Origin of the sequence: Kribbella sp. NPDC058245 (genome assembly GCF_042882005.1) — a bacterium.
Taxonomy (GTDB): Bacteria; Actinomycetota; Actinomycetes; order Propionibacteriales; family Kribbellaceae; genus Kribbella.
Genome location: NZ_JBHVWY010000021.1, coordinates 70,592 through 96,126 on the forward strand (window position 1 = coordinate 70,592; position 25,535 = coordinate 96,126).

25 protein-coding genes are annotated in these 25,535 nt (G+C 67.2%); 8 read left to right on the forward strand and 17 right to left on the reverse strand.

Annotation, left to right across the window (positions count from 1 at the left end; genetic code table 11):
- Nucleotides 1-95: 95 nt before the first annotated feature.
- From ACFVWG_RS36755 to ACFVWG_RS36780, 6 genes are all read right to left on the reverse strand, one after another.
- The gene (locus ACFVWG_RS36755) at nucleotides 96-1,358 is read right to left on the reverse strand and encodes an ABC transporter substrate-binding protein (RefSeq protein ID WP_391548106.1); all 1,263 of its coding nucleotides are present in this window, start codon (nucleotides 1,356-1,358) and stop codon (nucleotides 96-98) included.
- Nucleotides 1,355-2,401 (reverse strand): branched-chain amino acid ABC transporter permease, encoded by a 1,047-nt coding sequence (locus tag ACFVWG_RS36760; protein WP_391548107.1) that lies wholly within the window; start codon nucleotides 2,399-2,401, stop codon nucleotides 1,355-1,357. The genes ACFVWG_RS36755 and ACFVWG_RS36760 overlap by 4 nt, the downstream gene beginning before the upstream one ends.
- Nucleotides 2,394-3,272 (reverse strand): branched-chain amino acid ABC transporter permease, encoded by an 879-nt coding sequence (locus tag ACFVWG_RS36765; protein WP_391548108.1) that lies wholly within the window; start codon nucleotides 3,270-3,272, stop codon nucleotides 2,394-2,396. Before ACFVWG_RS36765 ends, ACFVWG_RS36760 begins: the two co-directional genes overlap by 8 nt.
- Nucleotides 3,269-4,027, reverse strand: a complete 759-nt coding sequence (locus ACFVWG_RS36770; protein ID WP_391548109.1) for an ABC transporter ATP-binding protein — start codon at nucleotides 4,025-4,027, stop codon at nucleotides 3,269-3,271. Before ACFVWG_RS36770 ends, ACFVWG_RS36765 begins: the two co-directional genes overlap by 4 nt.
- Nucleotides 4,027-4,734: an ABC transporter ATP-binding protein gene (locus ACFVWG_RS36775; RefSeq protein ID WP_391548110.1), complete on the reverse strand. Its 708-nt coding sequence runs from the start codon at nucleotides 4,732-4,734 to the stop codon at nucleotides 4,027-4,029. Before ACFVWG_RS36775 ends, ACFVWG_RS36770 begins: the two co-directional genes overlap by 1 nt.
- 195 nt (nucleotides 4,735-4,929) lie before the next feature.
- Nucleotides 4,930-5,757: a PaaX family transcriptional regulator C-terminal domain-containing protein gene (locus ACFVWG_RS36780; protein WP_391548111.1), complete on the reverse strand. Its 828-nt coding sequence runs from the start codon at nucleotides 5,755-5,757 to the stop codon at nucleotides 4,930-4,932.
- Nucleotides 5,758-5,855: 98 nt separating this feature from the next.
- On the opposite strand from ACFVWG_RS36780, the gene ACFVWG_RS36785 reads away from it, so the two are divergent.
- From ACFVWG_RS36785 to ACFVWG_RS36805, 5 genes are read left to right on the forward strand one after another with little or no spacing between them, the layout of a single operon-like run.
- A complete protein-coding gene (locus ACFVWG_RS36785; RefSeq protein ID WP_391548112.1) occupies nucleotides 5,856-6,761 on the forward strand; it encodes an SDR family NAD(P)-dependent oxidoreductase in 906 nt (301 codons plus the stop codon).
- A gap of 7 nt (nucleotides 6,762-6,768) precedes the next feature.
- Complete coding sequence (locus tag ACFVWG_RS36790; RefSeq protein ID WP_391548193.1) at nucleotides 6,769-7,656, forward strand: amidohydrolase family protein; 888 nt, start codon at nucleotides 6,769-6,771, stop codon at nucleotides 7,654-7,656.
- Entirely contained in the window at nucleotides 7,653-8,108 is a 456-nt protein-coding gene (locus tag ACFVWG_RS36795) for a MaoC family dehydratase (protein ID WP_391548113.1), read from the forward strand. Before ACFVWG_RS36790 ends, ACFVWG_RS36795 begins: the two co-directional genes overlap by 4 nt.
- A gap of 37 nt (nucleotides 8,109-8,145) precedes the next feature.
- Nucleotides 8,146-9,468: an MFS transporter gene (locus ACFVWG_RS36800; RefSeq protein WP_391548114.1), complete on the forward strand. Its 1,323-nt coding sequence runs from the start codon at nucleotides 8,146-8,148 to the stop codon at nucleotides 9,466-9,468.
- A gap of 9 nt (nucleotides 9,469-9,477) precedes the next feature.
- Nucleotides 9,478-10,956, forward strand: a complete 1,479-nt coding sequence (locus ACFVWG_RS36805; protein WP_391548115.1) for a long-chain fatty acid--CoA ligase — start codon at nucleotides 9,478-9,480, stop codon at nucleotides 10,954-10,956.
- A gap of 9 nt (nucleotides 10,957-10,965) precedes the next feature.
- Here the strand turns inward: ACFVWG_RS36805 and ACFVWG_RS36810 are convergent, their stop codons facing one another.
- A complete protein-coding gene (locus ACFVWG_RS36810; protein WP_391548116.1) occupies nucleotides 10,966-11,586 on the reverse strand; it encodes a response regulator in 621 nt (206 codons plus the stop codon).
- A complete protein-coding gene (locus ACFVWG_RS36815; protein WP_391548117.1) occupies nucleotides 11,583-12,731 on the reverse strand; it encodes a GAF domain-containing protein in 1,149 nt (382 codons plus the stop codon). Before ACFVWG_RS36815 ends, ACFVWG_RS36810 begins: the two co-directional genes overlap by 4 nt.
- A 90-nt stretch (nucleotides 12,732-12,821) precedes the next feature.
- Between ACFVWG_RS36815 and ACFVWG_RS36820 the strand changes: the two genes are divergently transcribed.
- Entirely contained in the window at nucleotides 12,822-14,918 is a 2,097-nt protein-coding gene (locus ACFVWG_RS36820) for a DUF6351 family protein (protein ID WP_391548118.1), read from the forward strand.
- Here ACFVWG_RS36820 and ACFVWG_RS36825 read toward each other — a convergent pair.
- On the reverse strand, nucleotides 14,908-15,492 hold the full coding sequence (locus tag ACFVWG_RS36825) for a TetR/AcrR family transcriptional regulator (protein ID WP_391548119.1): 585 nt from the start codon (nucleotides 15,490-15,492) through the stop codon (nucleotides 14,908-14,910). The two genes, ACFVWG_RS36820 and ACFVWG_RS36825, sit on opposite strands and share 11 nt — an antisense overlap.
- Nucleotides 15,493-15,554: 62 nt before the next feature.
- Here ACFVWG_RS36825 and ACFVWG_RS36830 point away from each other — a divergent pair, with 62 nt between their 5' ends.
- Together ACFVWG_RS36830 and ACFVWG_RS36835 are read left to right on the forward strand one after the other, a co-directional pair.
- Nucleotides 15,555-16,331, forward strand: a complete 777-nt coding sequence (locus ACFVWG_RS36830) for a hypothetical protein (RefSeq protein ID WP_391548120.1) — start codon at nucleotides 15,555-15,557, stop codon at nucleotides 16,329-16,331.
- A 78-nt stretch (nucleotides 16,332-16,409) separates the two neighbouring features.
- The gene (locus tag ACFVWG_RS36835; RefSeq protein ID WP_391548121.1) at nucleotides 16,410-16,577 is read left to right on the forward strand and encodes a hypothetical protein; all 168 of its coding nucleotides are present in this window, start codon (nucleotides 16,410-16,412) and stop codon (nucleotides 16,575-16,577) included.
- Between the two features lie 55 nt (nucleotides 16,578-16,632).
- Here the strand turns inward: ACFVWG_RS36835 and ACFVWG_RS36840 are convergent, their stop codons facing one another.
- The 8 genes from ACFVWG_RS36840 to ACFVWG_RS36875 form a co-directional block, all read right to left on the reverse strand.
- Nucleotides 16,633-17,889, reverse strand: a complete 1,257-nt coding sequence (locus tag ACFVWG_RS36840) for a hypothetical protein (protein WP_391548122.1) — start codon at nucleotides 17,887-17,889, stop codon at nucleotides 16,633-16,635.
- 101 nt (nucleotides 17,890-17,990) lie between these two features.
- Complete coding sequence (locus ACFVWG_RS36845; protein ID WP_391548123.1) at nucleotides 17,991-18,863, reverse strand: amidohydrolase family protein; 873 nt, start codon at nucleotides 18,861-18,863, stop codon at nucleotides 17,991-17,993.
- Nucleotides 18,863-19,681, reverse strand: coding sequence for an HpcH/HpaI aldolase/citrate lyase family protein (locus ACFVWG_RS36850; protein WP_391548124.1), 819 nt, complete (start codon nucleotides 19,679-19,681; stop codon nucleotides 18,863-18,865). Before ACFVWG_RS36850 ends, ACFVWG_RS36845 begins: the two co-directional genes overlap by 1 nt.
- Nucleotides 19,678-20,418, reverse strand: coding sequence for an ABC transporter ATP-binding protein (locus tag ACFVWG_RS36855; RefSeq protein ID WP_391548125.1), 741 nt, complete (start codon nucleotides 20,416-20,418; stop codon nucleotides 19,678-19,680). Before ACFVWG_RS36855 ends, ACFVWG_RS36850 begins: the two co-directional genes overlap by 4 nt.
- On the reverse strand, nucleotides 20,415-22,241 hold the full coding sequence (locus ACFVWG_RS36860) for an ATP-binding cassette domain-containing protein (RefSeq protein ID WP_391548126.1): 1,827 nt from the start codon (nucleotides 22,239-22,241) through the stop codon (nucleotides 20,415-20,417). Before ACFVWG_RS36860 ends, ACFVWG_RS36855 begins: the two co-directional genes overlap by 4 nt.
- On the reverse strand, nucleotides 22,238-23,122 hold the full coding sequence (locus ACFVWG_RS36865; RefSeq protein WP_391548127.1) for a branched-chain amino acid ABC transporter permease: 885 nt from the start codon (nucleotides 23,120-23,122) through the stop codon (nucleotides 22,238-22,240). The genes ACFVWG_RS36860 and ACFVWG_RS36865 overlap by 4 nt, the downstream gene beginning before the upstream one ends.
- Nucleotides 23,119-24,351: an amino acid ABC transporter substrate-binding protein gene (locus ACFVWG_RS36870; protein ID WP_391548128.1), complete on the reverse strand. Its 1,233-nt coding sequence runs from the start codon at nucleotides 24,349-24,351 to the stop codon at nucleotides 23,119-23,121. Before ACFVWG_RS36870 ends, ACFVWG_RS36865 begins: the two co-directional genes overlap by 4 nt.
- Nucleotides 24,348-25,535, reverse strand: a complete 1,188-nt coding sequence (locus tag ACFVWG_RS36875) for a DUF5624 domain-containing protein (protein ID WP_391548129.1) — start codon at nucleotides 25,533-25,535, stop codon at nucleotides 24,348-24,350. The genes ACFVWG_RS36870 and ACFVWG_RS36875 overlap by 4 nt, the downstream gene beginning before the upstream one ends.

Consider the following 25,535-nt stretch of genomic DNA (forward strand, 5'->3'; position numbering starts at 1 on the left):
AGATGGCGTCTCCCGCCCGAAGGTAGACCAGTCTAATCAGAGGTGTGAATAGATTTCACATATGTGAACGAAGTTGGCCGGAAGCGGCCACTCTCTCACTGGCCTTCGTGGGGTGCCTTGTAGGTCTTGGCCAGCTCGGCCTCGAAGAGCGGCTGCACGTACTTCGTGCCGCCCGGCGCCGAGGCGTCGGGCTGGGCGACGTACACCTGCCGGGTGGCCGGGGCGCCGGGAGTGCCGAAGTTCAGGGCGGCAACCAGGTCGCCGGTGTCGGCGGAGGTCGTCTCCTGCATGGCCTTGTGAATGCCGTCCCGGGTCAGGTCCTTGTTGTCGCAGGCCTTCTTGAGCACGGTTCCCCAGACCTCACCGACCGCATACCCGTACGGCGTTCCTGCGTTCGGCGGCTCCTTGTAACCGGCCGCGGTGTACTTCTGGGCGATCTCCTTGGCCTTCGGGATGTCCGCGGCGAACGGCACCGTGCTCGCCACGATGTAGAGCTTGTCGAGTGCGCTCGCCGCCGGGCTCTTCAGCAGCACCGGATCGAAGGCCGGGTTGTTGCTGAGGATCGGCACGTTCAGGCCGAGCGCCTTGTTCGCGGCCGCCGCCGAACCGGTCTGCTTCGGAGTCGTGGTCAGCAGAATGACCTTCACACCTTGGCCCTTGAGCCCGGTGACGACGTTGGTCAGATCGGTGTCGGTCGACGTGATCTTGACGTCGTGCAGTTGCAGCTTGTGCTTCTCGGCGTAGTACTTCGAGCCGCGCAGCCCGTTCGCGCCGTACTCGCCGTCGACGTAGATGTGCCCGACCGAGTCACCGTCGGCGAGCATCCCCTTCTCCTGCAGGTAGCTCAGCCCGTCGATCATCTCGACGTCGTACGTCGTCCCGACGATCATCGCGTAGGGATTGCCGAGCAGCTCCGACGACCACGATGCCGGGGTCGTTGTGACCTTGTCGGTCTCGATGTTCTTGCCGAGCGCGGCCATCACCGGCGAACCGGTCAGCTGGACGAAGCCGAGCACCTTCGGCTCGATCTGCGGGTACAGCGTCTTGGCCGTGTCCGCCTTGTAGCCGTGGTCGACGGTCTCCAGTTTGATCTGGCGCCCGCACACCCCACCGGCAGCATTCACATCCTCGGCCCACAGTTCGTTGCCCTGGGTGATGGCCGTCGACAGGCTCTTGAACGGGCCGCTCAGGTCGGCCATCACGCCGAGCGTGATGTCCTTGTCGGTGACCCCGGTGCCGGACTGGATGCCGCCGGCCGAGGTCGAGTTCGTCTCGGTGCCGCCCTTGGTACTGCAGCCGGCCAGGGCCAGTGGCAGCACCAGTGCCACGGCAGTGGCTACGATCAGCCGATCTTTCATGATCTCAACTCCTTGATTCTGCGGCCGATTGCGGCCAGACCGCCGGGTTCGAAGAGCACGACGAGCACGATCGCCGCGCCGTACACGAAGGAACTGACCAGCACCGGTGTCACCGATCCGGTGAACCAGCCGAGGTCGGTGGAGTACAACGTGAGGAGCTGGGGCAGCCCGTACACGACCAGCGCGCCCACCACCGCGCCGGGGATCGATCCGAGGCCACCGATGATGGCCATGGCCAGGAATGCGATCGAAGTGTTGATGCCGTAGGTACCGAACTCGTTCTCGTCCGGTTTCAGAATGTCGAACCACAACACAGTCATGACGCCTGCCAGCCCTGCGTACGCCGACGAGACTGCGAACACGCTGGCTTTGGTACGGCGGACGTCCACACCCATGGCAGTCGCCGCAGCCTCGTTGTCGCGGACTGCGCGCCACGACCGGCCGACGCGGGTGCCGACCGCACCCTTGGCCAGCCAGTACGCCAATGCCAGCAGGACGAGGAAGAGGTACCAGATCCGCTCGGTCCCGCGCAGCGGCACACCGGCGATCACCAGCGTGCCCTCGTTGGAGAACGAGAACCCGAACAGCTCGAACGTCGCGGGTGCGCGGCCGGTCGACGTACCGCCTGTCAGTGATTCAGCTGCCTGACCGAGATACAGCCCGAGGAATACCAACGCGAGGGAGGCGACGCCCAGGTAGATGCCGCGGACGCGGCCGGCGACCGGTGCGAACGCGACTCCGGCCAGCGCGCTGATCGCGACAGCTCCGATCAGTGCCAGCAACGGGTTGAGCCCGAGGCCGACGAGATCCTCGTCCGTTCCGGAAAGCACCGTGTACGACGTGGCGCCGACCAGCAGGAAGAATCCGTGCGCGAGCGAGAGCTGACCGGCTTGACCGCTGAGCAGCGTGAGCCCGATGGCCCCGACCGCGCCGATCATCATGTACTGACCGGCTTTGAGCCAGGAAGCGTCGAGATAAAGCGGCAGCGCCAGCAGCACCACGGCCAGTGGGATCCACAGGAATTTGGACACGAGTCTAGACACGAGTTGTCTCCCGGGTTCCGAACAGCCCGGCGGGACGCACGACCAGAACCACGAGCATCACCAGGAAGACGGCGCTCTTCGCGAAGGCGAACGAGATGTACTCCGTCGACAGCGCGTCGACCAGACCGACCGCGAGCCCGCCGACGATAGCGCCGGCTGTCGAGTCGAGCCCGCCGATGATTGCGGCCGGGAACGCGGCGAGCGCGATCGAGTGCGTTCCGCGGGACAGCCCGGCGCCGGAGAAGTCCTGGGTGGCGATGAAGAGGACGGCGACTCCGGCGAGCAGGCCGGCCAGCAGCCAGGCCGATGCGGTGACCCGCGAACTGCGGATCCCCACCAGGGCGGCGGCTTCGGGGTTCTCGGCCTGGGCGCGGAGGGCGATTCCCCAGGTGGTGTAGCGGAACGCGAGGAAGAACGCGGTGATGAGGATCGTCGCGACCAGGAGCGCCACCAGGTGCGTCCGGAAGAGGGTGACGCCGCCGAACTGGAGTGGTTTCGCATCCCACGCATCGCCGATGAACGGCAACGAGACGCCAAGTCTGCGAACGACTTCCTCGGTGATGATCACGTCCACACCAATGGTCAGCAACGCGAGGCTGAATGGATCCGCATGCCTGGATCGAGCAAGCAGCAACCGCTCGACGGCCAGCGCCAGCAGCCCTGCGCTGATGATCCCGATCACCGCGGCCGCGGCCCAGCCGACGGTGTCCTTGGTGACCAGGACCAGATAGCCGCCGAACAGAACCAGCGAACCGTGCGCGAAGTTCACCACCTCGGTCGCCTTGAAGATCACCACGAAGCCCAGCGCGAGCAAGGCGAACACCGCACCTTTGCCCAGTCCGTTGAGCATCAGTTGCACAAAGGTCGTCATGTCGTCGCTCCGAGATAGGCCTTGATCACGTCAGGGTCGGTCTGGACATCGCCCGGGGTGCCGTCGGCGATCACCCGGCCGAAGTCGAGCACCGTGACCTGGTCGGCGATCCCCATCACCAGGTCCATGTCGTGCTCCACCAGCAGGATCGCGATGCCGAGGTCGGTCCGGATCTGGCCGATCGTCGCGGCCAGTTCGGCGGTCTCCTCGGTGTTCAACCCGGCGGCGGGTTCGTCGAGCAGCAGCAACTTCGGTTCGACCGCCAGGGCCCGGGCGATGTCGACCTTCTTGGTCACGCCGTACGGCAGCGAGCCGAGCGGCTGGTCGACGGCCGCGCCGATCCCGAGGAAGTCGCAGATCTCCCGGGCGCGGGCCGCGTGCCGCTTCTCCTCACGCCGGGTCCAGCGCAAGGAGCAGGCGACGAATCCGCCACGGGTCAGCGTGTGCCGGCCGAGCAGGACGTTGTCCAGAACAGTGGAATGCGTCGAGAGCGCGGTGTTCTGGAACGCGCGCCCGATACCGAGACCGGCCAACCGATGCGGCCGAAGATCGAGCAGGTTCTGTTCACCCAGCCGTACGGTGCCGGAGGTGGGCCGGTAGAGACCGCTGATCACGTTGAAGCAGCTGGACTTCCCAGCGCCATTCGGGCCGATCAACGCGTGCAGGGATCCCGGCGCCACCGTGAACGAGATTCCGTCCAGTGCAACGAGTCCACCGAACCGAAGGGTGACACGGTCGAGAACGAGTGACGTCATCACGACCACCGGGCCAGGGAACGACGTTCCTGCGCAGGGGAGCCGAGATAGTGCTGGTGAACGCTGTCCGCGATCTCCGCCGCAGGACCAGACAGCACCACCGAGCCGACGCTCAGTACGACGGCCTGATCGGCTACGGCCAATGCCATCGAGGCGTTCTGCTCAACCAGTACGACGGCCGTCCCCTGCGCGTGGATCTCGCGAACGGCTTCGCCGATTCGCTCGACCAGCTTGGGTGCAAGGCCGAGTGACGGCTCGTCGAGCAGCAGCAGTTTCGGGACGGCCATCAGTGCGCGGCCGATCGCGAGCATCTGCTGCTCACCGCCCGAGAGCAGCCCTGCGCGCTGTTCGGCACGCTCGTCGAGCAACGGGAAGAGAGCGCTGACCCGTTTCCTGGCTTCGGTTCTCGCCGCCGGCTTGGTCGCGATCCCGCCGGCCCGCAGGTTCTCGGCCACTGTCATCCGGGCGAAGATCTGCCGCCCTTCCGGTACGCCGACCACTCCGTGCCGGACGATTTTCGCGGCCTCGAGCCGGTCGATCCGTTGGTCGCCGTACTGGATGGTTCCGGCGGTGATCACGCCGCGGTGCAGGCGAAGGGTTCCCGAGATCGCGCGCAGCAGGGTGGATTTCCCCGCGCCGTTGGCGCCGAGCACGGCGAGGACGCCGTCATCGGGAACGTCGAGATCCACACCGTGCAAGGCCGTCATCGACCGGCCGTAACGCACGCGCAGATTTCGGATGCTGAGCACTGGCGGCCCTCCGCTTCTCCGACCGGCTTCTGGACGGGCCGGTGGCGGACAGTCTGCGAACAACCGCGCCCGGCCGCACACCCCCAAGTGGAGAGGTTGCCGATAACAACCCGGCGTCACTTACCGGAATGGGTTGCGGAGAGGCTCGTGAGCTCAGTGAGTCAAGGGGATCTCGTCGAGGACTTCTTCGGCCAGACGGGTGGCCTCCGGACGGATCTCGTCGTCCAGCCGGCGGAAGAGTTGCTCAGCGCGGATCGCGGGCCAGTCGGTGGGCAGGTGTTCAGCAGGGAGATGCGGATCCTGCCGGATGGCCTGCAGCCAGTCGGTGTGCAGGAGTAGTCGACGCGCAAGGTCGTCCGGTGCGGTCGAGAGCGGATGCGGAGTATCCCAGCGGTCGAGAAAAGCCTTGTATTGCTCGCAGATCGATGCTGTGTCGAACGCACGACTGATCAGCTCGGCCACCTCTGTCGGTTTGGCTGCGGCAGCGGTGAAGGCAGTGATGTGCTCCATCAAGCCGAGCGGTTCGATGACAGCGGTGACATCGCGGGTACCGGGTGCGATCCACAAACCGTTCTGCAGTAGGCCGAAGCCGGCCCAGACGAGCTGGCTGCGCAGGTCGTGGCGATCGCTACGTCTGCTGTCGGGCAGTGAGTAGCCGACAAGGGTCCAGGTGCCGTCCCAGTCGCGGTTGACCGCTCCGGTGTCCCAGATGCGGCGAGCGCCGTCCTCCAGCACCTCAGTGGCCCGGTCGGTGAGCCCGAAGTACACCCGGCGGCCCTGGCGCTGCCTGGTCAGCAGACCGCGACCGACCATCCGGGTAAGGGTTGAGCGCACGGCCTCTTCCGAGACGTCCACGCGGGCGAAGACGTCGATCACGCTGCCGGAGTAGACCGCGGTCTTCCGGCCGAGGACGTACAGGCCCAGGAAGTTGAGCATCAGGGACTGCGGCCGGTGTGCGCCGGTGTCGTTGGCATCTGTCACACCGACCACCTTAGAACATTAAGTTGGGCAAGTCATTGACGGCCGTCAGAAAAGTGACGTACTTTGACGGTCCGACGAGCTGAGGAGAGGACGTCGCCATGGATGTGGACGGCAAGGTCGCGGTGGTCACCGGAAGCGGTCGTGGACTGGGGAGGGCGTACGCGGAGGCACTTGCCGCGGCCGGCGCCGCCGTCGTTGTCAACGATGTGGACGGTCAGGCGGCGCAGGAAGTGGTCGACGCCATCGCGAAGGAGGGTGGCCGGGCGGTCCCGGTCGTTGCTCCGGTCGGCGACAGCGAGGTCGCGGACCGGCTGGTCGCCACAGCTGTGAAGGAGTTCGGCCGGCTGGACGCGATGGTCACCAATGCGGGGATCCTGCGGGACCGCGTGCTGTGGAAGATGTCGGACGACGAGTTCGACGATGTCATCCGCGTCCACCTGCGCGGTACGTTCACCTGTGCTCGCGCGGCGGCCCAGCAGTTCCGGGAGCAGGGCGAAGGGGGCCGGCTGATCCTGGTGGCTTCGCCGGCGGGCCAGCGGGGGAACTTCGGCCAGACCAACTACGCGGCTGCCAAGGCCGGGATCGCTGCGATGGCACGGACCTGGGCGATGGAGCTTGCGAAGGCTGACGTCATGGTGAACGCCGTCGTACCGGTGGCGGCGACCGAGATGACCCGGACCATTCCGGCTTTCGCGCCGGCGATCGAAGAGGCTGAGCGGACCGGTGCGCCACTGCCGCGCTGGTTGCGTCGCGACGAAGGTCTCGGCACGGTCGAGGACGTCGCAGCTCTGATCGTTTTCCTGGCCTCGAATGCATCCGCAGGAGTGACCGGACAGGCCATCGGCATCGGTGGTGACCGGCTCGCGTTGTGGTCGCATCCGGCGGAGAAGACCGTCGAGTACAGCCAGGACGGTTGGACCGCGGAGGGGATCGCGGCCTCGTGGTCCGCCGGAATTGGCGCCGAGCCGGAGTCCTACGGAATCCCAGCACCGCAAGGCCGATGACGTGACCATCGACCTCGACGACGTCATCGCGATCGACATCCACACTCATGCGGAGGTTTCCAAGGACGGGCACGGTTCACTCAGTCCGGAGCTGTTCAGCGCGTCGGCGGCGTACTTCAACGCGCATCAGCACCGGCAGCCGACGATCTCCGAGATGGCGGCCTACTACCGGGAACGCCGGATGGCAGCCGTCGTGTTCACCGTCGATGCCGAGCACGCCACCGGCCATCCCCGGATCGCCAACGAGGAAGTCGCCGAGAGTTGCGCTGAGCACGCCGACGTACTGATCCCGTTCGCCAGTGTGGATCCGTGGAAGGGCCGGGCCGGAGCTCGCGAGGCGCGGCGGCTCGTCGAGCAGTACGGCGTCCGCGGGTTCAAGTTCCACCCCAGCCTGCAGGGCTTCGCCCCCGACGACCGGATGGCCTACCCCCTGTACGACGTCATCCAGGAACTCGGCGTCCCCGCGCTCTTCCACACCGGCCAGACCGGCATCGGTGCCGGCGTCCCCGGTGGTGGTGGAATCCGGTTGAAGTACTCGAACCCGATGCTGGTCGACGACGTCGCGGCCGACTTCCCCGAGCTGCGGATCATCCTGGCGCACCCGTCGTTCCCGTGGCAGGACGAGGCGCTCGCGGTCGCCACCCACAAACCTTTCGTCTACATCGACCTGTCGGGCTGGTCGCCGAAGTACTTCCCGCCCCAGCTCGTCCGCTACGCCAACACCCTGCTGAAGGGCAAGGTCCTCTTCGGCTCCGACTACCCGGTGATCACACCGGACCGCTGGCTCGCCGACTTCGCCGAACTGGAGATCAAGCCGGAGGTCCGCTCGAAGATCCTCAAGGACAACGCCGCCGGGCTGCTCGGCCTGGCCACCACCGATCGGGAGGCAACATGAAGACCAGTGCCAACGGCCTGGCCGAGATCACCGCACTGGCCGGCCGCGACCTCGGTCACGGTGACTGGCTCGAGGTGACCCAGGACCGGATCGACCAGTTCGCCGACGCCACCGACGACCACCAGTGGATCCATGTGGATCCCGAACGCGCTGCCAACGGGCCGTTCGGATCCACGATCGCGCACGGATACCTCACCCTGGCACTCGTCATCCCCTTGTTCACCGACCTGCTGGCGATCGAGGGCGTCCGGATGAGCGTCAACTACGGACTCGAAAAAGTACGCTTCCCCACCCCGGTACCGGTCGGCGGCAAGATCCGCCTCACGGCCGCGGTCGCGGAGGTGACCGGCCTCGAAGGCGGCGTCCAGATGCTTCTCGACTTCACCGTCGAACTCCAAGGCGCGGAGAAACCTGCCTGCGTCGCGCGTGCCGTCTACCGGCACTACGCCTAGCTCCACCCAGCCACCTCCGACGACGAGGGGTTCCGCCATGCCATCAGCTCCGCACCAGAAGACTCAGCTCCGGCGAGCAGTCGCCTCGAGCTACCTGGGCAGCCTCATCGAGTACTACGACTTCCTCCTCTACGCCACCGCGTCCGCCGTGGTCTTCAGCAAGGTCTTCTTCTCCGACCTCGACCCGGCCCTCGCGACGGTCGCCAGCTTCGGCACCTTCGCCACCGGCTACCTCGCCCGGCCACTCGGCGGCATCCTGTTCGGGCATTTCGGCGACCGGCTCGGCCGCAAACGCATGCTCGTGCTCACGATGACGATGATGGGCCTGTCCAGCTTCCTGATCGGGGTGCTCCCCGGCTACCAGCAGATCGGCGCCGCCGCGCCCGTCGGGCTGATCCTGCTCCGCGTCCTGCAAGGGATCTCGGTCGGCGGCGAATGGGGCGGCGCGGTGCTGATGTCGGCCGAGCACGCGACCTCCCGCCGTGGGCTGTGGGCGAGTTTCACCAACGCCGGCGCGCCAAGTGGGATGGTCGTGTCGACCATAGCGATGACGACCACGGCCGCACTCACCGGCGACGCTGCCTTTCTCGACTGGGGCTGGCGGATCCCGTTCCTGCTCAGCATCGTCCTGCTCGCGATCGGGCTGTTCGTGCGGTCGCGGGTCGAGGAGACCCCGGCATTCCTCGCCGCCCAGGCCGCGGCCCCGCCGCGGCGCCGGATCCCGCTGGTCACGGTGCTCCGCAACCAGCCCCGGACCCTCGCGCTGAGTGTCGGCGTCGGGTTGGCCGCGTTCGTCGTACAGGCCACGCTGACAACGTTCGTCCTTGCGTACGGCGTTCGCGTGGGTCACACCCGGCAAGAAGTCCTGAACGCCCTCACAGTCTCGTCGGCTTGCGCGATCGTGGGCATCATCGGCTGGTCGGCGGTCTCCGACCGGTTGGGTCGCCGCCCGGTGGTCGTGGCTGGAGCGGTCGCGACTGCGCTCTACGCCTTCGCCTTGTTCCCGCTGGTCGAGAACGGCAGTACGGCGCTACTGGTGGTAGCGCTCGTCATCGGCCAAGGCGTGCTGCACCCGATGATGTACGGGCCGCTCGCCGCGCTCTACACCGAGCTGTTCGCCACCGAATCGCGGTACACCGGTGCATCCTTGGGGTACCAGTTGGCCGGGCTCGGAGCCGGGATCGCGCCGGTCCTGTTCGCCGAGATCCAGCGGGCGTCCGGCGGCCCGGCAACCAGCGCCATCGCGTGGACGATCGCGGCCTTCTGTCTGCTCTCGGCCGGGTGTGTGCTGGCGCTGCAGGAGACCAACCGGCGAAGCTTGGTCGAGAGCCGGACGGCCGAACCGGTGAACGCCGAATAGGAGACGAGCATGCGCAACGAGGGAATCGGCGGCTGGGCCGCCCGCCGCGCGCTGATGTCGCCGGAGCGCACCGCCCTGATCTTCGAGGACCGGCCGACCACCTATGCGCAGCTGGCCGGTCGGATCACCAGGCTGGCGTCCCGGCTGCTCGCGGCCGGGCTGTCCACCGGCGACCGGGTCGCCTACCTGGGGCCCAACCACCCGGCGTTCGTCGAAACGCTCTTCGCCACCTTGACCGCCGGCGGTGTCTTCGTGCCGCTCAACTTCCGGTTGACGGCGCCGGAGATCGCTCAGATCCTCGCCGATTCCAGCGCCACGGTGCTCGTCTACGCGCCGCAGTGTGCCGAGGCCGTGCATGCGTTGCCAGTGCCCCCGAAATTCGTGGTCGCGCTGGACGAACCTCAGCCGGGCGAAGCGTCGTACGAGGAATGGGTTGCCGAGGGCAAGGAGGTGCCGGTCGAGGTGGACGTCGCGGCGGACGACGTCGCACTCATCGTCTACACCTCCGGTACGACGGGGCGGCCCAAGGGTGCTCAGTTGACCCACGCCAACCTGACCTGGAACACGGTCAATCTCCTCGTCGGCGTTGATGTCGCGGCCGATGAGGTCACCTTGATCTCCGCACCGTTGTTCCACATCGCCGCGTTGGCCCAGACGTTGCTGCCGACCCTGATCAAGGGCGGCTGCGCGCTCATCACACCCGGCTGGGACGTCGACGGGGTCTACGACCTGATCGAGCGACATCGCGTCACGTGGATGTTCGGTGTCACAACCATGTACGCCGGCCTGTCCGCGGCACCGCAATGGAAAACGGCCGACCTGTCGTCACTGCGAAGCCTGATGTGTGGGGGAGCGGCCGTTCCCGAGGAGCTCGTCCGTACCTATCAGCGGCGCGGTCTCACCTTCTGTCAGGGCTACGGGATGACGGAGACCGCGCCTGGGGTGACCTTCCTCGAGGCGCGGGAGAGCCTTGACAAGGTGGGTTCGGCGGGGGTGCCGGTGTTCTTCGCCGACGTCCGGATCGACGGTCCTGAGGGCGGCCCGGGCGAGGTGCAGGTACGCGGTCCGAACGTGACGCCCGGCTATTGGGAGGATCCTGATGCCACCGCGGCGTCCTTCACCGCGGACGGCTGGTTCCGGACCGGTGACATCGCCACGGTCGATGCCGACGGCCACTATCGGATCGTCGGCCGGCAGAAGGACATGTACATCTCCGGCGGCGAGAACGTGTACCCGGCCGAGGTGGAGAACGCTCTCTTCGCGCACCCGGCTGTTGCGGAGGTCGCGGTGATCGGCGTACCGGATCCGAAATGGGGTGAGGTCGGCCGCGCGTTCGTCGTACCGGAGGGTGCGGTGACGGCGGAGGAGTTGCGTGCGTACCTGCTCGGGCGGCTGGCCAAGTACAAGGTGCCGGTGCATTTCGACTTCCTTGAGCGGCTTCCGCGGACAGCGTCCGGGAAGGTGCGGAAGGCCGACCTGGCCCGGTGAGACGGTTGCCTAGAGCAACCCGGCTTCGCTGGCCTTCACGATCGCCTCGACGCGGTTGCGAGCGCCGAGTTTGTGCAGTGCTGACTGGAGATATGTCTTCACCGTGTTGCGGGTCAGGCCGGTGGCTTCAGCGATCTCGGGGTTGGTCAGGCCCTGCGCGGCGTACCGGAGCACTTCGTACTCGCGGCGGGTCAGACCACTGCGGGCCAGTGCATCGGAACGTTGCGCGGGGTGCGGCTGGATCCTCGGATCGATGACCTGCTCACCTCGCAGCACCTGGCGCAAAGCGGCCAGCAGGTCGGTTCCGGCGAGGTCCTTGATCAACGCGGCGTCGGCGCCGGCATCCAGCGATTCGCTGATGCAGTGATGGTCGGCGTGGGCGGTGAAGATCGCGATCTTCAGGCTGGGATGGACCTTCCGAAGCTCGCGGATCACCTCGGGCGCCAGCATGTCGGGCAGCCGCAGATCCAGCAGTACGACGTCAGGTAGCAGGTGGGCGATGCATTCGACCGCGGCCCGGCCGGACTCGGCTGACCCGACAACCGTCAGCGCGGGGTCCGAGCGCAGCAGCAGCGTGACCCCGTCCCGAACGACGGGATGGTCGTCGACGACGAACACGGTCGCGGTCATTGGGGAAGCCAGCAGCACAAGGTACAGCCGCCGTCCTCGTCGCGGATCAGACTGACCTGACCACCCAGCCGGACGGCGCGCTCCGACAGCGACTTGACGCCGAGGCCGCTGCTCGGGCTGTCCGGCCCGTCCTCGGTGCTGTCGTCGGCGACGACCAGATGCACGCCGCCACCGTCAGCGGTCCCCAGACTGACGATCACCGAGTGCGGGTTCGCGTGCTTCTCGATGTTCAGCAGGCCTTCGCGGACCACGGCCACCAGCAGGGCGGTTCGTTCCGCATCCAGCGCAGCGACCGTGGCCAGCTCGACGAACCGGGCCGGTACGCCGGTTCGTGCCTCGAAGGAACGCGTGTACTCCGTGATCTCGACCGCGAGAGCGCGTTCCGGTGCGGTGTCCGCCATCACCAGCAGGGATTCACGGAGAGCTGCCGATGCCGCGGAGACGTCGGATTCCAGCCGGCGCAACCGGTCGACCAGGGGCGGATTGTCTTGCACCGACTGATGCAGGTCACGTACCTGAACGCCGATCAGGAAAAGCAGCGCACCGACAGAGTCGTGTAAGGCGCTCTGAACCCGTTGCCGCTCGGCGGCGACCGCGTCGGACTTGGTCGCCTCGACCGCATCGGCGATCCGGAGCGCGGTCGAGGCCTGGTCGGCGATGTCGAGCATCTTGCCGACGGCGACGTCCCCGAACGACGTTGCTTGACGCATGGCGGCGTACGCGATCGCGATGGTCCGGCCGTCGCGCCCGATCACCGGTACGGCGACCATCCCGCCGATGCCCTCGTGCCGGACCTGGACGTCGAAGTGGTGCGTGATCGCCGACGAGCTGATGTAGTCACCGACCCGGACGGCGGACCCGGACGCGAGGACCCGGCCGCCGATGCCTTGGCCGACCGGTACGACGAGGTTCTGGAGCTGGTTGGTCCGCGTCCCGGACATCCAGCGGACGACGGCCTGGTCCGGAGCCTCGAGATCGGCGACGAACCCGGAGTCGGCTCCGGTTTCGCTGCGGATCATCCGGGCGGTGCCGTGCAGGGCGACGATCCGGTCCATCACCGTCAGCAGCCCGTGGCGCTCGCGGAGCAGCTCGTCGAGCGCAGTGAGCCGCTCGGCGACCTCTTCGGCAGCACGCTCGGTACTCACGTCGCGACTCTCGCACAGGGGATCGGCGGCACGCTATCTCCATCTGGAGAGGATTGTGCAAGGGATGGTGTCTGCCTAAGGTACGTGAAAATGAGTTCAAATTCACTACGTGCGGCCCCGCTGCTGAGAACACTGCTGACCGCTGTGCTGGTCGCCACGGTCGCCGCACCCGCGTCAGCGGCCCCGCGGCCGGGCCTGGTCGAACTGACCGTGCTCTCGAACACCAAACCGGAGTACGTCAGCGGTGGCGACGTCCTGGTCAAGGTCAGCCCGGCGGCGAAGGTGAAGCTGAACGGCCGCGACGTGACGCCGGCCTTCACCGTCCAGCCCGACAGATCGCTACTCGGCCTGGTGACGGGTTTGCGGACCGGCGCCAACGTGCTGACGGCGGGTGGTACATCGCTGCGGGTGACGTCGTACCCGCTGTCCGGACCGATCTTCTCGGGACCACAGCAGGTCCCGTTCTACTGCGAGACGACCGCGTTCGGGCTCGCCCCGGCGGCCCAGCCGCTGTGTGAGGCACCGACCAAGGTGACGTACCGCTACCGGACCTCGGCCGGCGCCTTCATCGCGCTGGCGGATCCCGCCACCCGGCCCGCAGATCTCGCGACGACCGTTCTCGACGGCCGGACGGTGCCCTACATCGTGCGGCTCGAGACCGGAACGATCGACAGAGCTGTGTATCAGTTCGCAGCTCTGTACGACGGCACCGATCCGTCGCCGGTGCGGTCGCAGCAGAACTGGAACCAGAAACTCGTCTACACCTTCGGCGGTGGGTGTAATGCCGGGTTCCATCAGGGGAACCAGACCGGCAACGTGCTGAACGACTTGTTCCTGTCCCAGGGGTACGCCGTTGCCTCGTCGACGCTGAACGTGCCGGAGACGAACTGCAGCACGGTGATCTCCGGCGAGGCCGCGATGATGGTCAAGGAGCACTTCATCGAGACCTTCGGGCCGACCCGCTACACGATCGGCTGGGGCGGTTCGGGCGGCAGTGTGAACCAGCACGAGATCGCGGATGCCTACCCGGGGATCCTGGACGGCATCGTGCCGGGTGTTTCCTTCCCGGATATGTTCAGCGCATTCACATCCGCGGCGGATTGCAGCGTGTTGAACAAGTACTTCGCGGGCAGTTCGCTGACAGAAGCGCAGAAGACTGCCATCACTGGGTTCGTCAGCAGCAGCCCGTGCCTGTCCTGGCAGGCCGGCTTCGGACCGAAGATGACCCCGACCGGTAGCTGCAATCGCGCACCGGGTGCCCCGATTCCGCCGACCGCGTTCTGGGATCCCGTCCTGAACCCGACCGGCATCAAGTGCATGTCGGCCGAACAGTGGGTCACACAGCTGGGCCGCGACCCGAAGACCGGACTGGCGCGCTCGGTCCGCGACAACGTCGGCATCCAGTACGGCCTGCACGCCCTGCAGACCGGTGTCATCACCCCGGCCGAGTTCGCGGATCTGAATGCCAACGTCGGTGGCGTCGACGCCGCCGGGCAGCTCGTCGCCCAGCGGGCGGTCGCGGATCCGGGCGCGCTGCGAGCGGCGTACCGGTCCGACCTTCAGCTCAGTGGGGGACAGGGCCTCCGCTCGACGCCGATCATCGACCAGCGCTCGTACGCCGATCGGGCCGGCTTCGGCATCGACATCCACACGGCCGAGGTCTCGTTCGTCACCCGCGCCCGGTTGCTCAAGGCCAACGGTACGGCGGCCAACCAGGTGATCATCATGTCCTCGCTCGACCCGGCCCAGTCGGCCGCGGCGTCGAGGTACGAGCTGAACGCGATGGACCGCTGGCTGGCGGCGATCACCACCGACACCTCGAAGCGCAGTGCGCAGGCGAAGGTGATCGCGAACAAGCCCGCCGACCTGAACGACGGCTGCTACGTGTCAGCCACCCAGCGGGTCGACCAGCCGCTGAACTACCCGCCGGCCGGCACGTGCGGAACGACGTACCCGGTGGCGGCCAACCCGCGGATCGCGGCGGGTTCGGATGCCGGCGTCAGCAAGCTGAAGTGTGCGCTGAAGCCGCTGGACTTCGCCGACTACAAGGTCGCATTCACAGCCGCGGATCGTGCCAAGCTGCGGCAAGCCTTCCCAGCTGGTGTCTGCGACTACAAGAAGCCGGGTCCGGGCGAGCAGCCGGCCGCGGGGACCTGGATCGACTACTCGCGACCGTTCAGTTGGTGATCCCGCTGTACACGAACCCGGCCAGCGTGTTCACACTGCCGCGGGAGGTGCCGACGGATGGATGAAAGGTGGCGTAGCAGTAGCTCTCCAGCAGGCTGACCACCATCTGGGCCAGCGCCGCCGACTCGGCCACGGACAGGCCGAGCTCGGCGCGCAGCTCCTTGATGTGGGTCCGCCAGATCGCCACATCGCCGGCGCGGATCTGCCGATGGACCTCGGCGAACTCGGGGTCCGAGGCGGCCGCGTCGGAGATCGCGACCATCTCGGCCAGATGCTCCCGGTACGAGCGCCAGTACGCCTGCACGTGGTCACGGACGTCCCTCTCGGTCGTCATGGTGTGCCCGCTGCCGGAAGCATGCGCCACCCGCGCATGCCGAGCGGCGAGGAAGTCGTCCGCCAGCGCCTTCAGCACCGCGGCCTTGGAGGGGAAATACCGGTAGATCCCACCGGTCGCCCGCCCCGCCTCCGCGGTGATGTCGGTGATCTTCGTCGCGGCATACCCCTGGCCCGCGAAGACCCGCCGGGCCGCCTCCTTGAACTCCTCGGCGGTGCGGTCCGCCTTGGACATGCCCATCGGGCCTCCAGCTGAAAGTGATGTCACTTTCACCTTAGCCACAGGATGGCAGGATGGGCGGCATGGACTGGCCTGCGATGGTGTGGATCGGTGGCGCACCAGGCGCCGGGAAGTCGACGATTGCGCGCGATCTTGCTCGCCGTGGCGACCTGCCGTTGCATCCGATCGACCTGTGGACGTACGCGCACCTCGATCGAATGCCGGCGCCGGAGCCTTTGGAGGTTCAGCTGGCTCGCGGACCGGCGTCCGCGACCGACTCTTTTGTGCGGATCGCCCGGCTGCGCGTCGAGCTCGTCGTCGCTGACGTGCGAGCGCGTTCGCTCGGCGAGGTTCCCGCGCTGGTCGAGGGGCCGCAACTCTTCCCGTCCATGGCCGGCGCGGTGCCGGCGGCGGTCTGGCTGGCGCCGGACGCCGAGCAGACCCGACGAGCCCGCCAGCAGCGGCTGAACCGGACTCCGGATCCGGCCGGCCGGGCACGGCTCGAAGCGCTGCTCGGCCGCGACGCCGTACTGGCCGAGCGGATCCGGCAGGAGGCGAGGGATCACGGACGGACTGTCGTCGAGGTGCCGGCCGACCCTGTTTGGCCGGATGTCGTCCGCGCGGTCGAGGACGCGCTGGGCGCAGCACCCCGGCTCGCCCCTGGCACCGAGCTCCGGCGACAGCGGCAGTACGAGAACCTGGCTGCTTGCAGACAGGGGCGGCTGTGGCAGGCGGACATAGGGTTGGCCGAGCTGCCGCACTTTCCCTTCGCCTGCGAATGCGGCACCGCGGGGTGCGCAGCGGTCTGGGAAGGGACTCCCGATGAGTACGACCGCGTCGGCACGCTGATCGCGCACTGACCTCAGCGGCAACCGGACAGCCGGTGGATGCCGTGGACGGTCTGCGGGGAGAGGCCGCGGTAGATCCGCGGTGCGCCGTTGTTCACGCTGCCACAAGCGCTGACGCGATTCACAGATGCGTACGACGGCCAGATGTGGAACACCCAGCTCGCCGCCGCGACGATGACCGTCCTGCCGATGCTGGTCGTCTTCGTGCTCGCCCAGCGTCAGTTCGTCGAAGGGCTGGCGCACTCAGGACTGAAGTGATGCGCAACGTCCGAAGAACCGCCGACGGGCGCCGGCGTGTCTTCGGACGTTAGGGTCAGGAGTCCCAGATGGGGCCGAGGGCGGGGATGCCGAGGCGTTCCATACCGTGCACGACCTGCCAGGTGAGTTTGCGGTTGGAGACGCAGATGACGGCTTCGGCGTTGGTGGACTCGTACGCCGAGTAGGCCAGCTTCACCATGTCCGGTTTGCCATTCGCATCCGTGTCCCAGATGATCGCATCCGGCTGCGCTGCCAGGATCTCGTCGACGAGCGCCTGCCCGTACGTTTTCACGGGGTTGCGCGTCACCCAGACCAGCTGCATGGGAACCCGAGCGGCCAGGATGTGCGCCAGGACCGGACCGATCCCGCTCCCGGTGACGACGTACACGACACGGTTGAAGACGCTGCCGTAGTTCGCCATCCCGGCGGTCGCGATGCCGCGGACCCAGATGTGGGACGGCGGGTTGTCGATGAAGTCACTCGTCCAGTCGCCGGCGCGGGAGATCGCCATCCGGAATCCCGGCGCGCCCGGCGTCGGGATCACCGCGAAGCTGTGCCACTGCTTCAGCGGGTGCCGGGCGATCGACCGCGTCGAGCCAGCCATCGGGTGGTAGCGGTTGCTGCTGACCAGGGCGACATGGGACGACGGCCGAATGACGTCGATCGGGATTCGCCGCAGCAGCAGCCAGGGCGACAGCGAGCTGATGGTGGTGATGGTCAGCACGATGATGGTCGACGGGCTGCCGAGCTGGATCGCGCTGATCCAGAACAGCAAGGACAGTGTCCAGCCCCCGAACCGGTGCATGCGCTCGAACAAGTCATGGTGTGCGGCGCGGAACTTCGGCCGTGACGTCATCACGATCGCGAGCAGGAGCAGCGACTGCAGGCAGTACGTCAGCTGCAGCCCGGCACCGACCTGGCCGATCGCGACCACCGTCAACGCCCAGAACCACAACGTCCCGCAGATTGCACCACCGACGTGTAGCCCGCCCAGGTGGTAGCCCTTGGCAACTGCCCAGCGCAGCTTGAGCGGCCACGACTTCGGTACCCGCATGACCAGCTTGCAGAGCGCATTCACGAAGAACTGCTGCCGCACCAGAATTCCGAGTGCGAAATTGAGCTGAGCGATCAGGGCCACGTGGACGACCGAACTCCACCAGTTGTTCCCCAACCCGATCCCGAAGATCACTGCATTGGTCAGCAGGACGAACAACGTCAGCCGATGGCTCTGCATCGCCCGTGGATGCTTGAGCATCCGCCGTGCGGCCGGCAGTTCGGCCGGTAATTGGACATGCGTCAGTACCGCGCTCATCGAAATTCCCCCAGAATTTCACGACACCCCGAAAATCACCGAGCCCTCGTTACTCGGTAATGCCGGGTGAGACGCGGTCCGCGCAGGTTTGGTTCGTTCCGTCAGTGGGCGAAGAAAAGCAGATCGGCGGCTCCGGAAAGGATCAGGCGGCGATCCTCGGCGTCCGGTGCCCAGGTGGGCAAGAGATTGAGGAGTTCGCCGGTGTCGCGCTGCCCGTTCGGGAGGTGCGGCCAGTCCGAGCCCCAGAGCAGGCGGTCGGGGCGGGTGCTGACGAGGGCGGCGCCGAGCTCCTGAACCGAGCTGAGCGGCTTGTCCTTCGCGATGCGGTAGGGGCCGGAGAGTTTGATCCAGCAGTTGCCGTTGTCGCGGAGGACCGTGAGCAGCCGGTCGGCGTCGGCGGGGGTGAGGCCGTCTTCTTCCTTCATGTAGCCCATGTGGTCGATGACGTAGGGCTGGTCGAAGTCGGCGAGGAATGGCAGCAGGTCCCGAACGACCCAGCCCGGTGTGTAGAACTGCAGATGCCAGCCCCGGGGCGCGGTTCGCAAGGCCATCCGGCGGACGTAGGCGATGATCTCGTCGGTCGGCTGCTCGGCCCGCGCGAACAGGTCGAGGCGGATGGCGCGGACGCCGAGAGCGTCGTACCGGTCGAGTTCGGCGTCGCTGATCTCCTCTTCGATGCGGACGACGGCGCGGCACCGGGAGCCGGCGCGGCGCAGGACCTCGAGGGCGAGGCTGTTGTCGGTGGCGTAGAAGGTTGGCTGGACGATCACCATCCGGTCGATGCCGAGGAAGTCGGTCACTTCCAGATACTGCTCCAACGTGGCGTCGGGGAAGGTGTAGAGCGGATCCGGTACATGGGGGTAGCCGGGTTCGAAGACGTGAAAGTGTGCGTCGCAGCTGCCGGCCGGCAGCTCGAAGGTGGGCGCGGTGTTGGACGCGGCCGGACGCATGGGCAGGGTCTGGAGCGGAGCCATCACGCGGGCACCTCGGTGAGCGATCGAAGGACTGACTCGGCGCGGGACTGCACGGCCGAGTAGAGGAGGTCGGTATCCATCCCGGTCACGACGAGCGGGCAGACGCCGAGCTGAGCGAGTGACGCGTACAGGACCGGATCGGCGACTCCGCCGAGCATGAAAAGCTTTCCGTGGTTGGCGCAGGCTTTCGCCACCGTGGCGACCGCCTCGCGGACCAGCGGATGGTCGTACTGCCCGGCGATTCCGAGCTCAGCGGTCAGATCGTTGGCGCCGAGGGAGATCATGTCGACGCCGTCCAGGGATGCGATCGCGTCCGCATTCGTGATCCCCAACGGCGTCTCGACCAGGATCTGTACGACGGTTGCCGCGTCCAGCGTGGGGTTGAGTACCCCGGCCGGGGTCGGACGCATTCCGAGCGCGGGAACGCTTGCAAGCTGGGAACGCTGTCCACGTGGAGGAAAGCGGCACGCCCGGACGACCGTCTTCGCCTCCTCGACAGTCTCGATCCGGGGTGCCACCACCCCGAGGGCTCCGCCGTCGAGCAGTCGGCCGATCGCGCCGTACTCGCGTTCAGGTGTCCGGACGAGGGGCATGACGCCGAGGTCGGCCGCGACAGCACAGATGCCGGCTGCGACGTCCACGGGCATCGTCGAGTGTTCGAGGTCGACCAGGATCGCGTGGTGGCCGGTGGAGTGCGCGATCCGGGCGATATCCGTCGTACGGGCGCCGCGGATGCCCAGCATGAGCGTCGGCCGGCCGTCCCGGAGCCGACCGAGGAAGTCGTTGCCGGCATTGGTCTGCTGGACGAATCTGTTCATCGACCGCCTCCGTTATGGCTGGTCTCCGGAGCCGCGCCGAAGAACAGCGCGGCCATGTCGGGGCGGGCGAGCAGTGTGTCGGCCGGTTCGGCGAGCAGGACCTGACCGCGTTCCATCACCACGCCGTGATGGGCGAGCTTGAGCCCGAACCGGACGTTCTGTTCGACCATCAGGACCGTGACGCCGAGGTCGTTCATGGTCCGGGTGCTCTCGAAGACCACCTCACAGGTCTTCGGATCGAGTCCGAGCGTCGGCTCGTCCAGCAGCACCACGGAAGGGTTCGTGACGAGGGCCCGGGCGAACTCGACGATCCGCCGCTGCCCACCGGACAGGTCGGCGGCCTTGTCGTGTGCTCGGGTAGTGATCACCGGGAAGGCCTCGGCCAGCTCGTCGAGCCGCTTCTTCAGCCGACTGCGATCGCTGCGGATCAGGTAGCCGCCGAGCAGCATGTTGTCGCGCACCGTGAGATTGCCGAACAGGCCGCCCTGCTGTGGAACCTGAGCCACTCCGGCCGCCAGCACCTCGGCAGGTGACAAGGTGTGGACAGGCTTACCGTCCAGCAGAATCGTTCCGGCGCTTGGCCGCAGCAGCCCGCTCAGGACACGCAGCAGGGTCGACTTGCCGGCGCCGTTCGGCCCGACCACACAGGTGATGCCGGCACGCTCGACTGTCAGCGTGACACCCTGCAGAACATCTCCGCCACCGTAGCCGGCGCGCACATTCGCGAATTCGATCATGGTCGCGGTCCTGTCGTCGGTTCGAGGACGAAATCGTCACCCAGATAGGCCTCCAGTACGGCGGGATCGGTGCTGACCGCGGTCGGGTCACCGGAGGCAATCACCTTGCCGTGGGCGAGGACCGTGGTCTGATCCGCCAGCGCGAGGACGAACTGCATGTCGTGCTCGACGATGATGAAGGTGCGGCCGGTCGCGTTCAGCGAACGGATCAGCTCGGCCAGCCGCTGCAGCAGTGTCGGGTTGATCCCGGCCGCGGGTTCGTCGAGCAGGATGACGGCCGGGTCCAGCATCAGCAGCTGAGCGAGTTCGACCAACTTGCGCTGCCCGTAGGAGAGGTCGGTCGCCGCCGCGTCGACGTACTCGCCGAGTCCGACGAACTCGAGCAACTCGGTCGCCCTAGCTGCTTCGGAACCAGAGACCGCTGAGTGCACCAGGCGGCGCGGTTCGAAGCGAGCGTTGACCGCGGCAACATTCTCCAGCACGGTGAGGCTCTCGAAGAGTCGTGGGAGCTGGTAGGTCCGGCCGATTCCGGCAAACGCGCGGCCGGTCCGGTCGAGCTTCGCCAGCGACTTCCCGTTCAGTACGACGTCACCGGCAGCAGGTTCGTAGGTGCCGTCGATGACGTTGAACAGCGTGGTCTTGCCCGAACCGTTGGGTCCGATCAGCGCCGTGATCGACCCCGCCGGTACGACGAGGGAAGCGCCGTCGAGCGCCTTGACACCTCCGAACCGCACGGTCACACCCTCGACCCGTAAGAGGTCGGTGCCGGGGGCAACCGTGCGCTCGCTCACCGGCGCCGCAGGCAACGCCGTACTGGCGAGTCGTGCACCCGTGCGGCTACTGGTACGGCGTTCAAGGTAGCGGCCGACTGACGGGATGATGCCGCGTGGCAGAGCCAGGGTGACGATCAGCAGCAGGCCGCCGAACATGACGAGGCGCAGCGCGCCGGCATTCACTCCACCCATGGACGTATTCGTCACCTCGGCAAGTGGCACGATGATGAATGCGCCCAGAACTGGACCCCAGACGGTCGAACGACCGCCGAGCAGGACGGCGAGCACCACCTGGAGGCTCAGCACGATGTCGAACATGGTGCTGACGGTGAGGAAGCTGACGTAGTAGCCGTAGACCGCTCCGGCGACACCCACCAGAACAGCTGACGCCATGAACGCGAGGCTCTTGTAGATCGGCGTCGGTACCCCGATGCCGGCGGCCTTGTCCTCGTCGTCCCGGATCGCGACCAGGCCGAGCCCGAACTTCGACCGCCGGATCGCGCTCGTCATCGCCACGCTGAGCAGCAGGAGCGCGAGCAACGCGTAGTAGAACGGCCAGTTGTGGAACCGCACATCCCAGTCGGGCAGCGGCATCAGCAGTCCTTGGCTACCGCCGGTCAGCGACGACCAGTTCCGGACGATCAGCCCGAGCAGCTCGAGCATCGCGTACGAGACGATCACGAACGCGACACCCCTGGTACGGCGGGTGACCCAGCTGAGCGCCAACGCGACCAGAGCCGCGGCGACACCGCCGAGCGGCGCGACGAGGAACGGCGAGACGTCCCATTGACCCGCCAGGATGCCGGCCGTGTAGGCGCCGACGCCGATGAAGGCGCTGTGGCCGAGACTCACGTAGCCGGTGAGGCCGGACATCACGTTCCAGCCGGAGCCGAGGACGCCGAGCAGGAAGGTCAGGATCAGCACGTTGTGGATGTAGGAGCTCGGAGTCAGGAACGGGATCGCCACGACGAACAAGATGCCGAGGGCAATCAACCACCGCCGGGGCATCCGGCGCGGGCGCTCCTCCGGAATGACAGCCTCGGCGCTCATGCTTGCGCTCCGTCGGCGCGAAGCCGCCCACCGAGCAGACCCTGGGGCCGGACCAGCAGGATCACGATGATCAGGATGTACGGGACCGCCGTCGCCCAGCGCGTGTCGATGTACGACGAGGTGAGCGCCTCGCCGAGCCCGAGGATCGATGCTCCGAGTGCGGCGCCGAGCAGGCTGCCGAGACCACCGAGGATGACGACGCAGAGGATCCGCCCGATCCAGACGTAGTGCGAATCCGGAACGAACTGGTAGATCACGGACAGCGCCGCGCCACCGAACCCGGTGGTGGCCGCGCCGATCGCGAACATCTGCGCCATCGTCCGCTCGACCTCGATGCCGACGAGCGCGGCGCTGTCGCGGTTCTCCGAGCAGGCCCGGATCGCGCGGCCGAGGAAGGTACCGCGGAGCAGCGCGTAGAGCGCGCCGAGGATGGCGAGCGCTCCGGCGAACGCGTACAGCTGGGCGCGTGGCACCACCACCGAACCGAGCTGGTACGACGTGTTGAAGTATCCGGGCGTAGCGGATCGGACCTCGGTACCCCAGATCAGTGACATCACCCCGCCCGCGAGGACGGCGACTCCGAACGACGCCACCATCGCGAGCTCGTGGTCGATCCGGTGTACCCGGGCGATCACCAGGCGGTAGAGGACCCGGCCGACGACGTACATCACCGGGGTGATGACGACGCCGACCACGAGCGGATCGATCCCCGTGCGGTCCCACACCCACCAGGAGAGGAAGGCCGCCAGCACGATCATCGCGCCGTGGGCGAGGTTGATGATCCGCATCACGCCGAAGACGAGGCTGAAGCCGGAGGACATCAACGCGTATACGCCGCCCACCAGGAGGCCGAGGATGACGGTCTGCAGGAGGAGCGTCATGAGCCGCTCCACGCGGGTTTGGTGAACAGTACGTCGGCGGAGGTGGCGGCCGACTTGGGGCTGACGATCTGGAGCTTGCCGCCCTGGAACTGCCCGAGCAGCATGTCGCCCTGCGGGCGGCCCGTCGCGTCCCAGTTCAGCGGTCCGACGATCGTGTCGACGCTGTTCTTGTGCAGCCAGTCCGCGATCGCGGTCTGATCCAGCTTGCCGACAGCTTTCACAGCTGTGGCAAGGACCTGCCCGGCTGTATAGGAGTTCGCGGCGTCCTCGCTCGGCGCAGCCTTGAACTGTTTCGTGTAGCCGGACACGAACCCGGCGTTGGTCGGGTATTTCGCCTCCGGGCTCCACGCCAGATACGTGAAGATGCCCTCGGTGCTGGCCGCGCCGATCGACTTGGCGAAGGCCGGATCGGTCGGGGTGTTCAGCTGGTAGAACTGCGCGGGGGAGAAGTTGACCTTCTGGAACGAGCGGATCAGCGAGATCCCGTCACCGGCGATGGAGCCGTTGATCACCAGGTCCGGTTTCGCCTGCTTGATCGCATTCGCGATGGTGTCGAAGTTCGACGTATCCGGCGCGTAGGTCTTGTTGTAGACGGTCTTCACACCCAGGGCACCGAGCCGCTCACCGAAAAGCTTCGCCGCCTGCGTGGTGTTCGGGTCGTCGAGCTGGACCAGCGCCAGCGTCTTCGGACGCTGAGCGGCCGGGAGACCGGCGATCAGCTCGACGAACCGGTCGGGAAGCTTCTGGGTGGTGGCAGGCTGGGCGAAGAACAGGTACTTGAAGTCGCGCGCGAAGATCTCGTCAGCGCCACCGGAGGGCTGGACGTACACATACTTGTAGCGTTCCGCGACCGGGGCGACCGCCACGTTGAGGTCGGAGGAGAACGTGCCGAGGAGCAGATCCACCTTCTCCTGGGCGATCAGCCGGGTGTAGTCGGAGATGGCGGTCTGCTGGTCGAAGCTGTCGTCGAGCACCTTGAGTTCGACCTTGCGGCCGAGCAGCCCGCCACCGGCGTTCAGCTCGTCGACCCAGTACTGGTAGCCCTGCATCCCGGGCTTGGCGCGGTCGGCGACCGGGCCGCTGAGCGGGAGGGACATGCCGATCACGATCGGTTCGGTACTGGTCGGCTGATCGGCGGGCTTCTCGGCGGACAGGCCGCAGGCGGTGGTCAGGGCGAGCAGCGCGACGAGCGCGCCGCCGGTACGTAGGCGGTTGACTGGACGTCTCATGATGCCTCTCCTTGGAAACTACGGACCGGGTACGGTTCGCCGTCCAGTCCCGGGACGAAGAGCTGGGCCGGATTGTTGCCGTTGTCAACTAGTTGCCGGGCGGCGAAATCGGTGATCGCACCGGAGAGCAACTGGCGTGGATCCTCGAGGACGAGCCGGAGCCGCGCGGTGAGCGCGAACCAGTCCGTCGGGCCGGCGATGGCCGGCAGTTCACTGATGGTCTCGGTGCCGGGCCGCACCTGCCGGCGTCCGGTCCGGGCCGGTTCAAAGCGTGGGTACCCGGTGAACATCTGCTCGCCGAGTTCGCAGGTCGCGCGGACGCCGGACCACAGTCGCCGGTACTCCGGTTCGAGGACGGAAACGGCGTCCAGGTTGCTGCCGTCGTACGTCGGGAACACCGGAGCATGCGGTGCGATCAGCAGATTCGCCTCCGGCAACCGGCCTCGCGACGCGGCGCTGATCACGCCGGCGACACTGTTGCTGTCCCTGGTCACACCGGCGGTCGGACGTCCTTGGCGGCCGGCGATGATCACCATCGTGTCTTCCCAGGGCAGGCCGAGGCCATCGAACCAGGTGATCAGCCGATGACCGAGGTCCATCCCGAACAGGTAGAAGGTCGCGACCATGATCCGGTTGAGCGGAACCGGCAGGACGTCCGACGGGCCTTCGAGCGCGTCCAGGCGGACAGTCTCGGCGGTCAGGTACGACGGATCGGCCAGCGCCTGCTCGAGGAATCGTTCGGTGACCTGGCAGGCGTAGTCGACCATCGCGGCGATGGAGGGTTCGCGGCCGGCGAAGCTGTCGATGCCGACGAGGTCGCGCCAGAGCTCGGGGGAGTTGGCCAACCGCGTTTCTCGGGTCGCGGCCAGCAGCTCGGCACCGGCTGCCTGCCATGGGCCGCGCGGGTCGAGTTCCTTGACTCTCGCCAGTGAGGCGATCGCGGGGCCGAGGTGCGAGACGGCGGTGAGCTCCTTGAAGCCACGGGTCGAGAGGCGGAAGCCTTCGATCGTCGGCGGCTCGCCGTTGCCTGGGTAGAGCGCGAGGTCGCCGTGGGTCGCGACGATCAGCGGCGCGGCGGCGTACCGGCGTTCGGAAGCGAGCGTCAGTTGGCCGCCGATGCTGCGGGGCGAACCGGTGTAGGCATGGAAGAGCCGGGCGAAGGCCGGAGACTCGTAGCGGTCCAT

Bases quoted from the DNA above. Each gene is read 5' to 3' on its own strand.
- ACFVWG_RS36865 (WP_391548127.1), bottom strand. From the start codon at position 23,122: ATGACGCTCCTCCTGCAGACCGTCATCCTCGGCCTCCTGGTGGGCGGC.
- ACFVWG_RS36850 (WP_391548124.1), bottom strand. From the start codon at position 19,681: ATGAACAGATTCGTCCAGCAGACCAATGCCGGCAACGACTTCCTCGGT.
- ACFVWG_RS36860 (WP_391548126.1), bottom strand. From the start codon at position 22,241: ATGAGCGCCGAGGCTGTCATTCCGGAGGAGCGCCCGCGCCGGATGCCC.
- ACFVWG_RS36785 (WP_391548112.1), top strand. From the start codon at position 5,856: ATGGATGTGGACGGCAAGGTCGCGGTGGTCACCGGAAGCGGTCGTGGA.
- ACFVWG_RS36825 (WP_391548119.1), bottom strand. From the start codon at position 15,492: ATGGGCATGTCCAAGGCGGACCGCACCGCCGAGGAGTTCAAGGAGGCG.
- ACFVWG_RS36830 (WP_391548120.1), top strand. From the start codon at position 15,555: ATGGACTGGCCTGCGATGGTGTGGATCGGTGGCGCACCAGGCGCCGGG.
- ACFVWG_RS36845 (WP_391548123.1), bottom strand. From the start codon at position 18,863: ATGGCTCCGCTCCAGACCCTGCCCATGCGTCCGGCCGCGTCCAACACC.
- ACFVWG_RS36810 (WP_391548116.1), bottom strand. From the start codon at position 11,586: ATGACCGCGACCGTGTTCGTCGTCGACGACCATCCCGTCGTTCGGGAC.
- ACFVWG_RS36875 (WP_391548129.1), bottom strand. From the start codon at position 25,535: ATGGACCGCTACGAGTCTCCGGCCTTCGCCCGGCTCTTCCATGCCTAC.
- ACFVWG_RS36870 (WP_391548128.1), bottom strand. From the start codon at position 24,351: ATGAGACGTCCAGTCAACCGCCTACGTACCGGCGGCGCGCTCGTCGCG.
- ACFVWG_RS36795 (WP_391548113.1), top strand. From the start codon at position 7,653: ATGAAGACCAGTGCCAACGGCCTGGCCGAGATCACCGCACTGGCCGGC.
- ACFVWG_RS36840 (WP_391548122.1), bottom strand. From the start codon at position 17,889: ATGAGCGCGGTACTGACGCATGTCCAATTACCGGCCGAACTGCCGGCC.
- ACFVWG_RS36805 (WP_391548115.1), top strand. From the start codon at position 9,478: ATGCGCAACGAGGGAATCGGCGGCTGGGCCGCCCGCCGCGCGCTGATG.
- ACFVWG_RS36775 (WP_391548110.1), bottom strand. From the start codon at position 4,734: ATGACGGCCTTGCACGGTGTGGATCTCGACGTTCCCGATGACGGCGTC.
- ACFVWG_RS36800 (WP_391548114.1), top strand. From the start codon at position 8,146: ATGCCATCAGCTCCGCACCAGAAGACTCAGCTCCGGCGAGCAGTCGCC.
- ACFVWG_RS36770 (WP_391548109.1), bottom strand. From the start codon at position 4,027: ATGACGTCACTCGTTCTCGACCGTGTCACCCTTCGGTTCGGTGGACTC.
- ACFVWG_RS36855 (WP_391548125.1), bottom strand. From the start codon at position 20,418: ATGATCGAATTCGCGAATGTGCGCGCCGGCTACGGTGGCGGAGATGTT.
- ACFVWG_RS36765 (WP_391548108.1), bottom strand. From the start codon at position 3,272: ATGACGACCTTTGTGCAACTGATGCTCAACGGACTGGGCAAAGGTGCG.
- ACFVWG_RS36820 (WP_391548118.1), top strand. From the start codon at position 12,822: ATGAGTTCAAATTCACTACGTGCGGCCCCGCTGCTGAGAACACTGCTG.
- ACFVWG_RS36755 (WP_391548106.1), bottom strand. From the start codon at position 1,358: ATGAAAGATCGGCTGATCGTAGCCACTGCCGTGGCACTGGTGCTGCCA.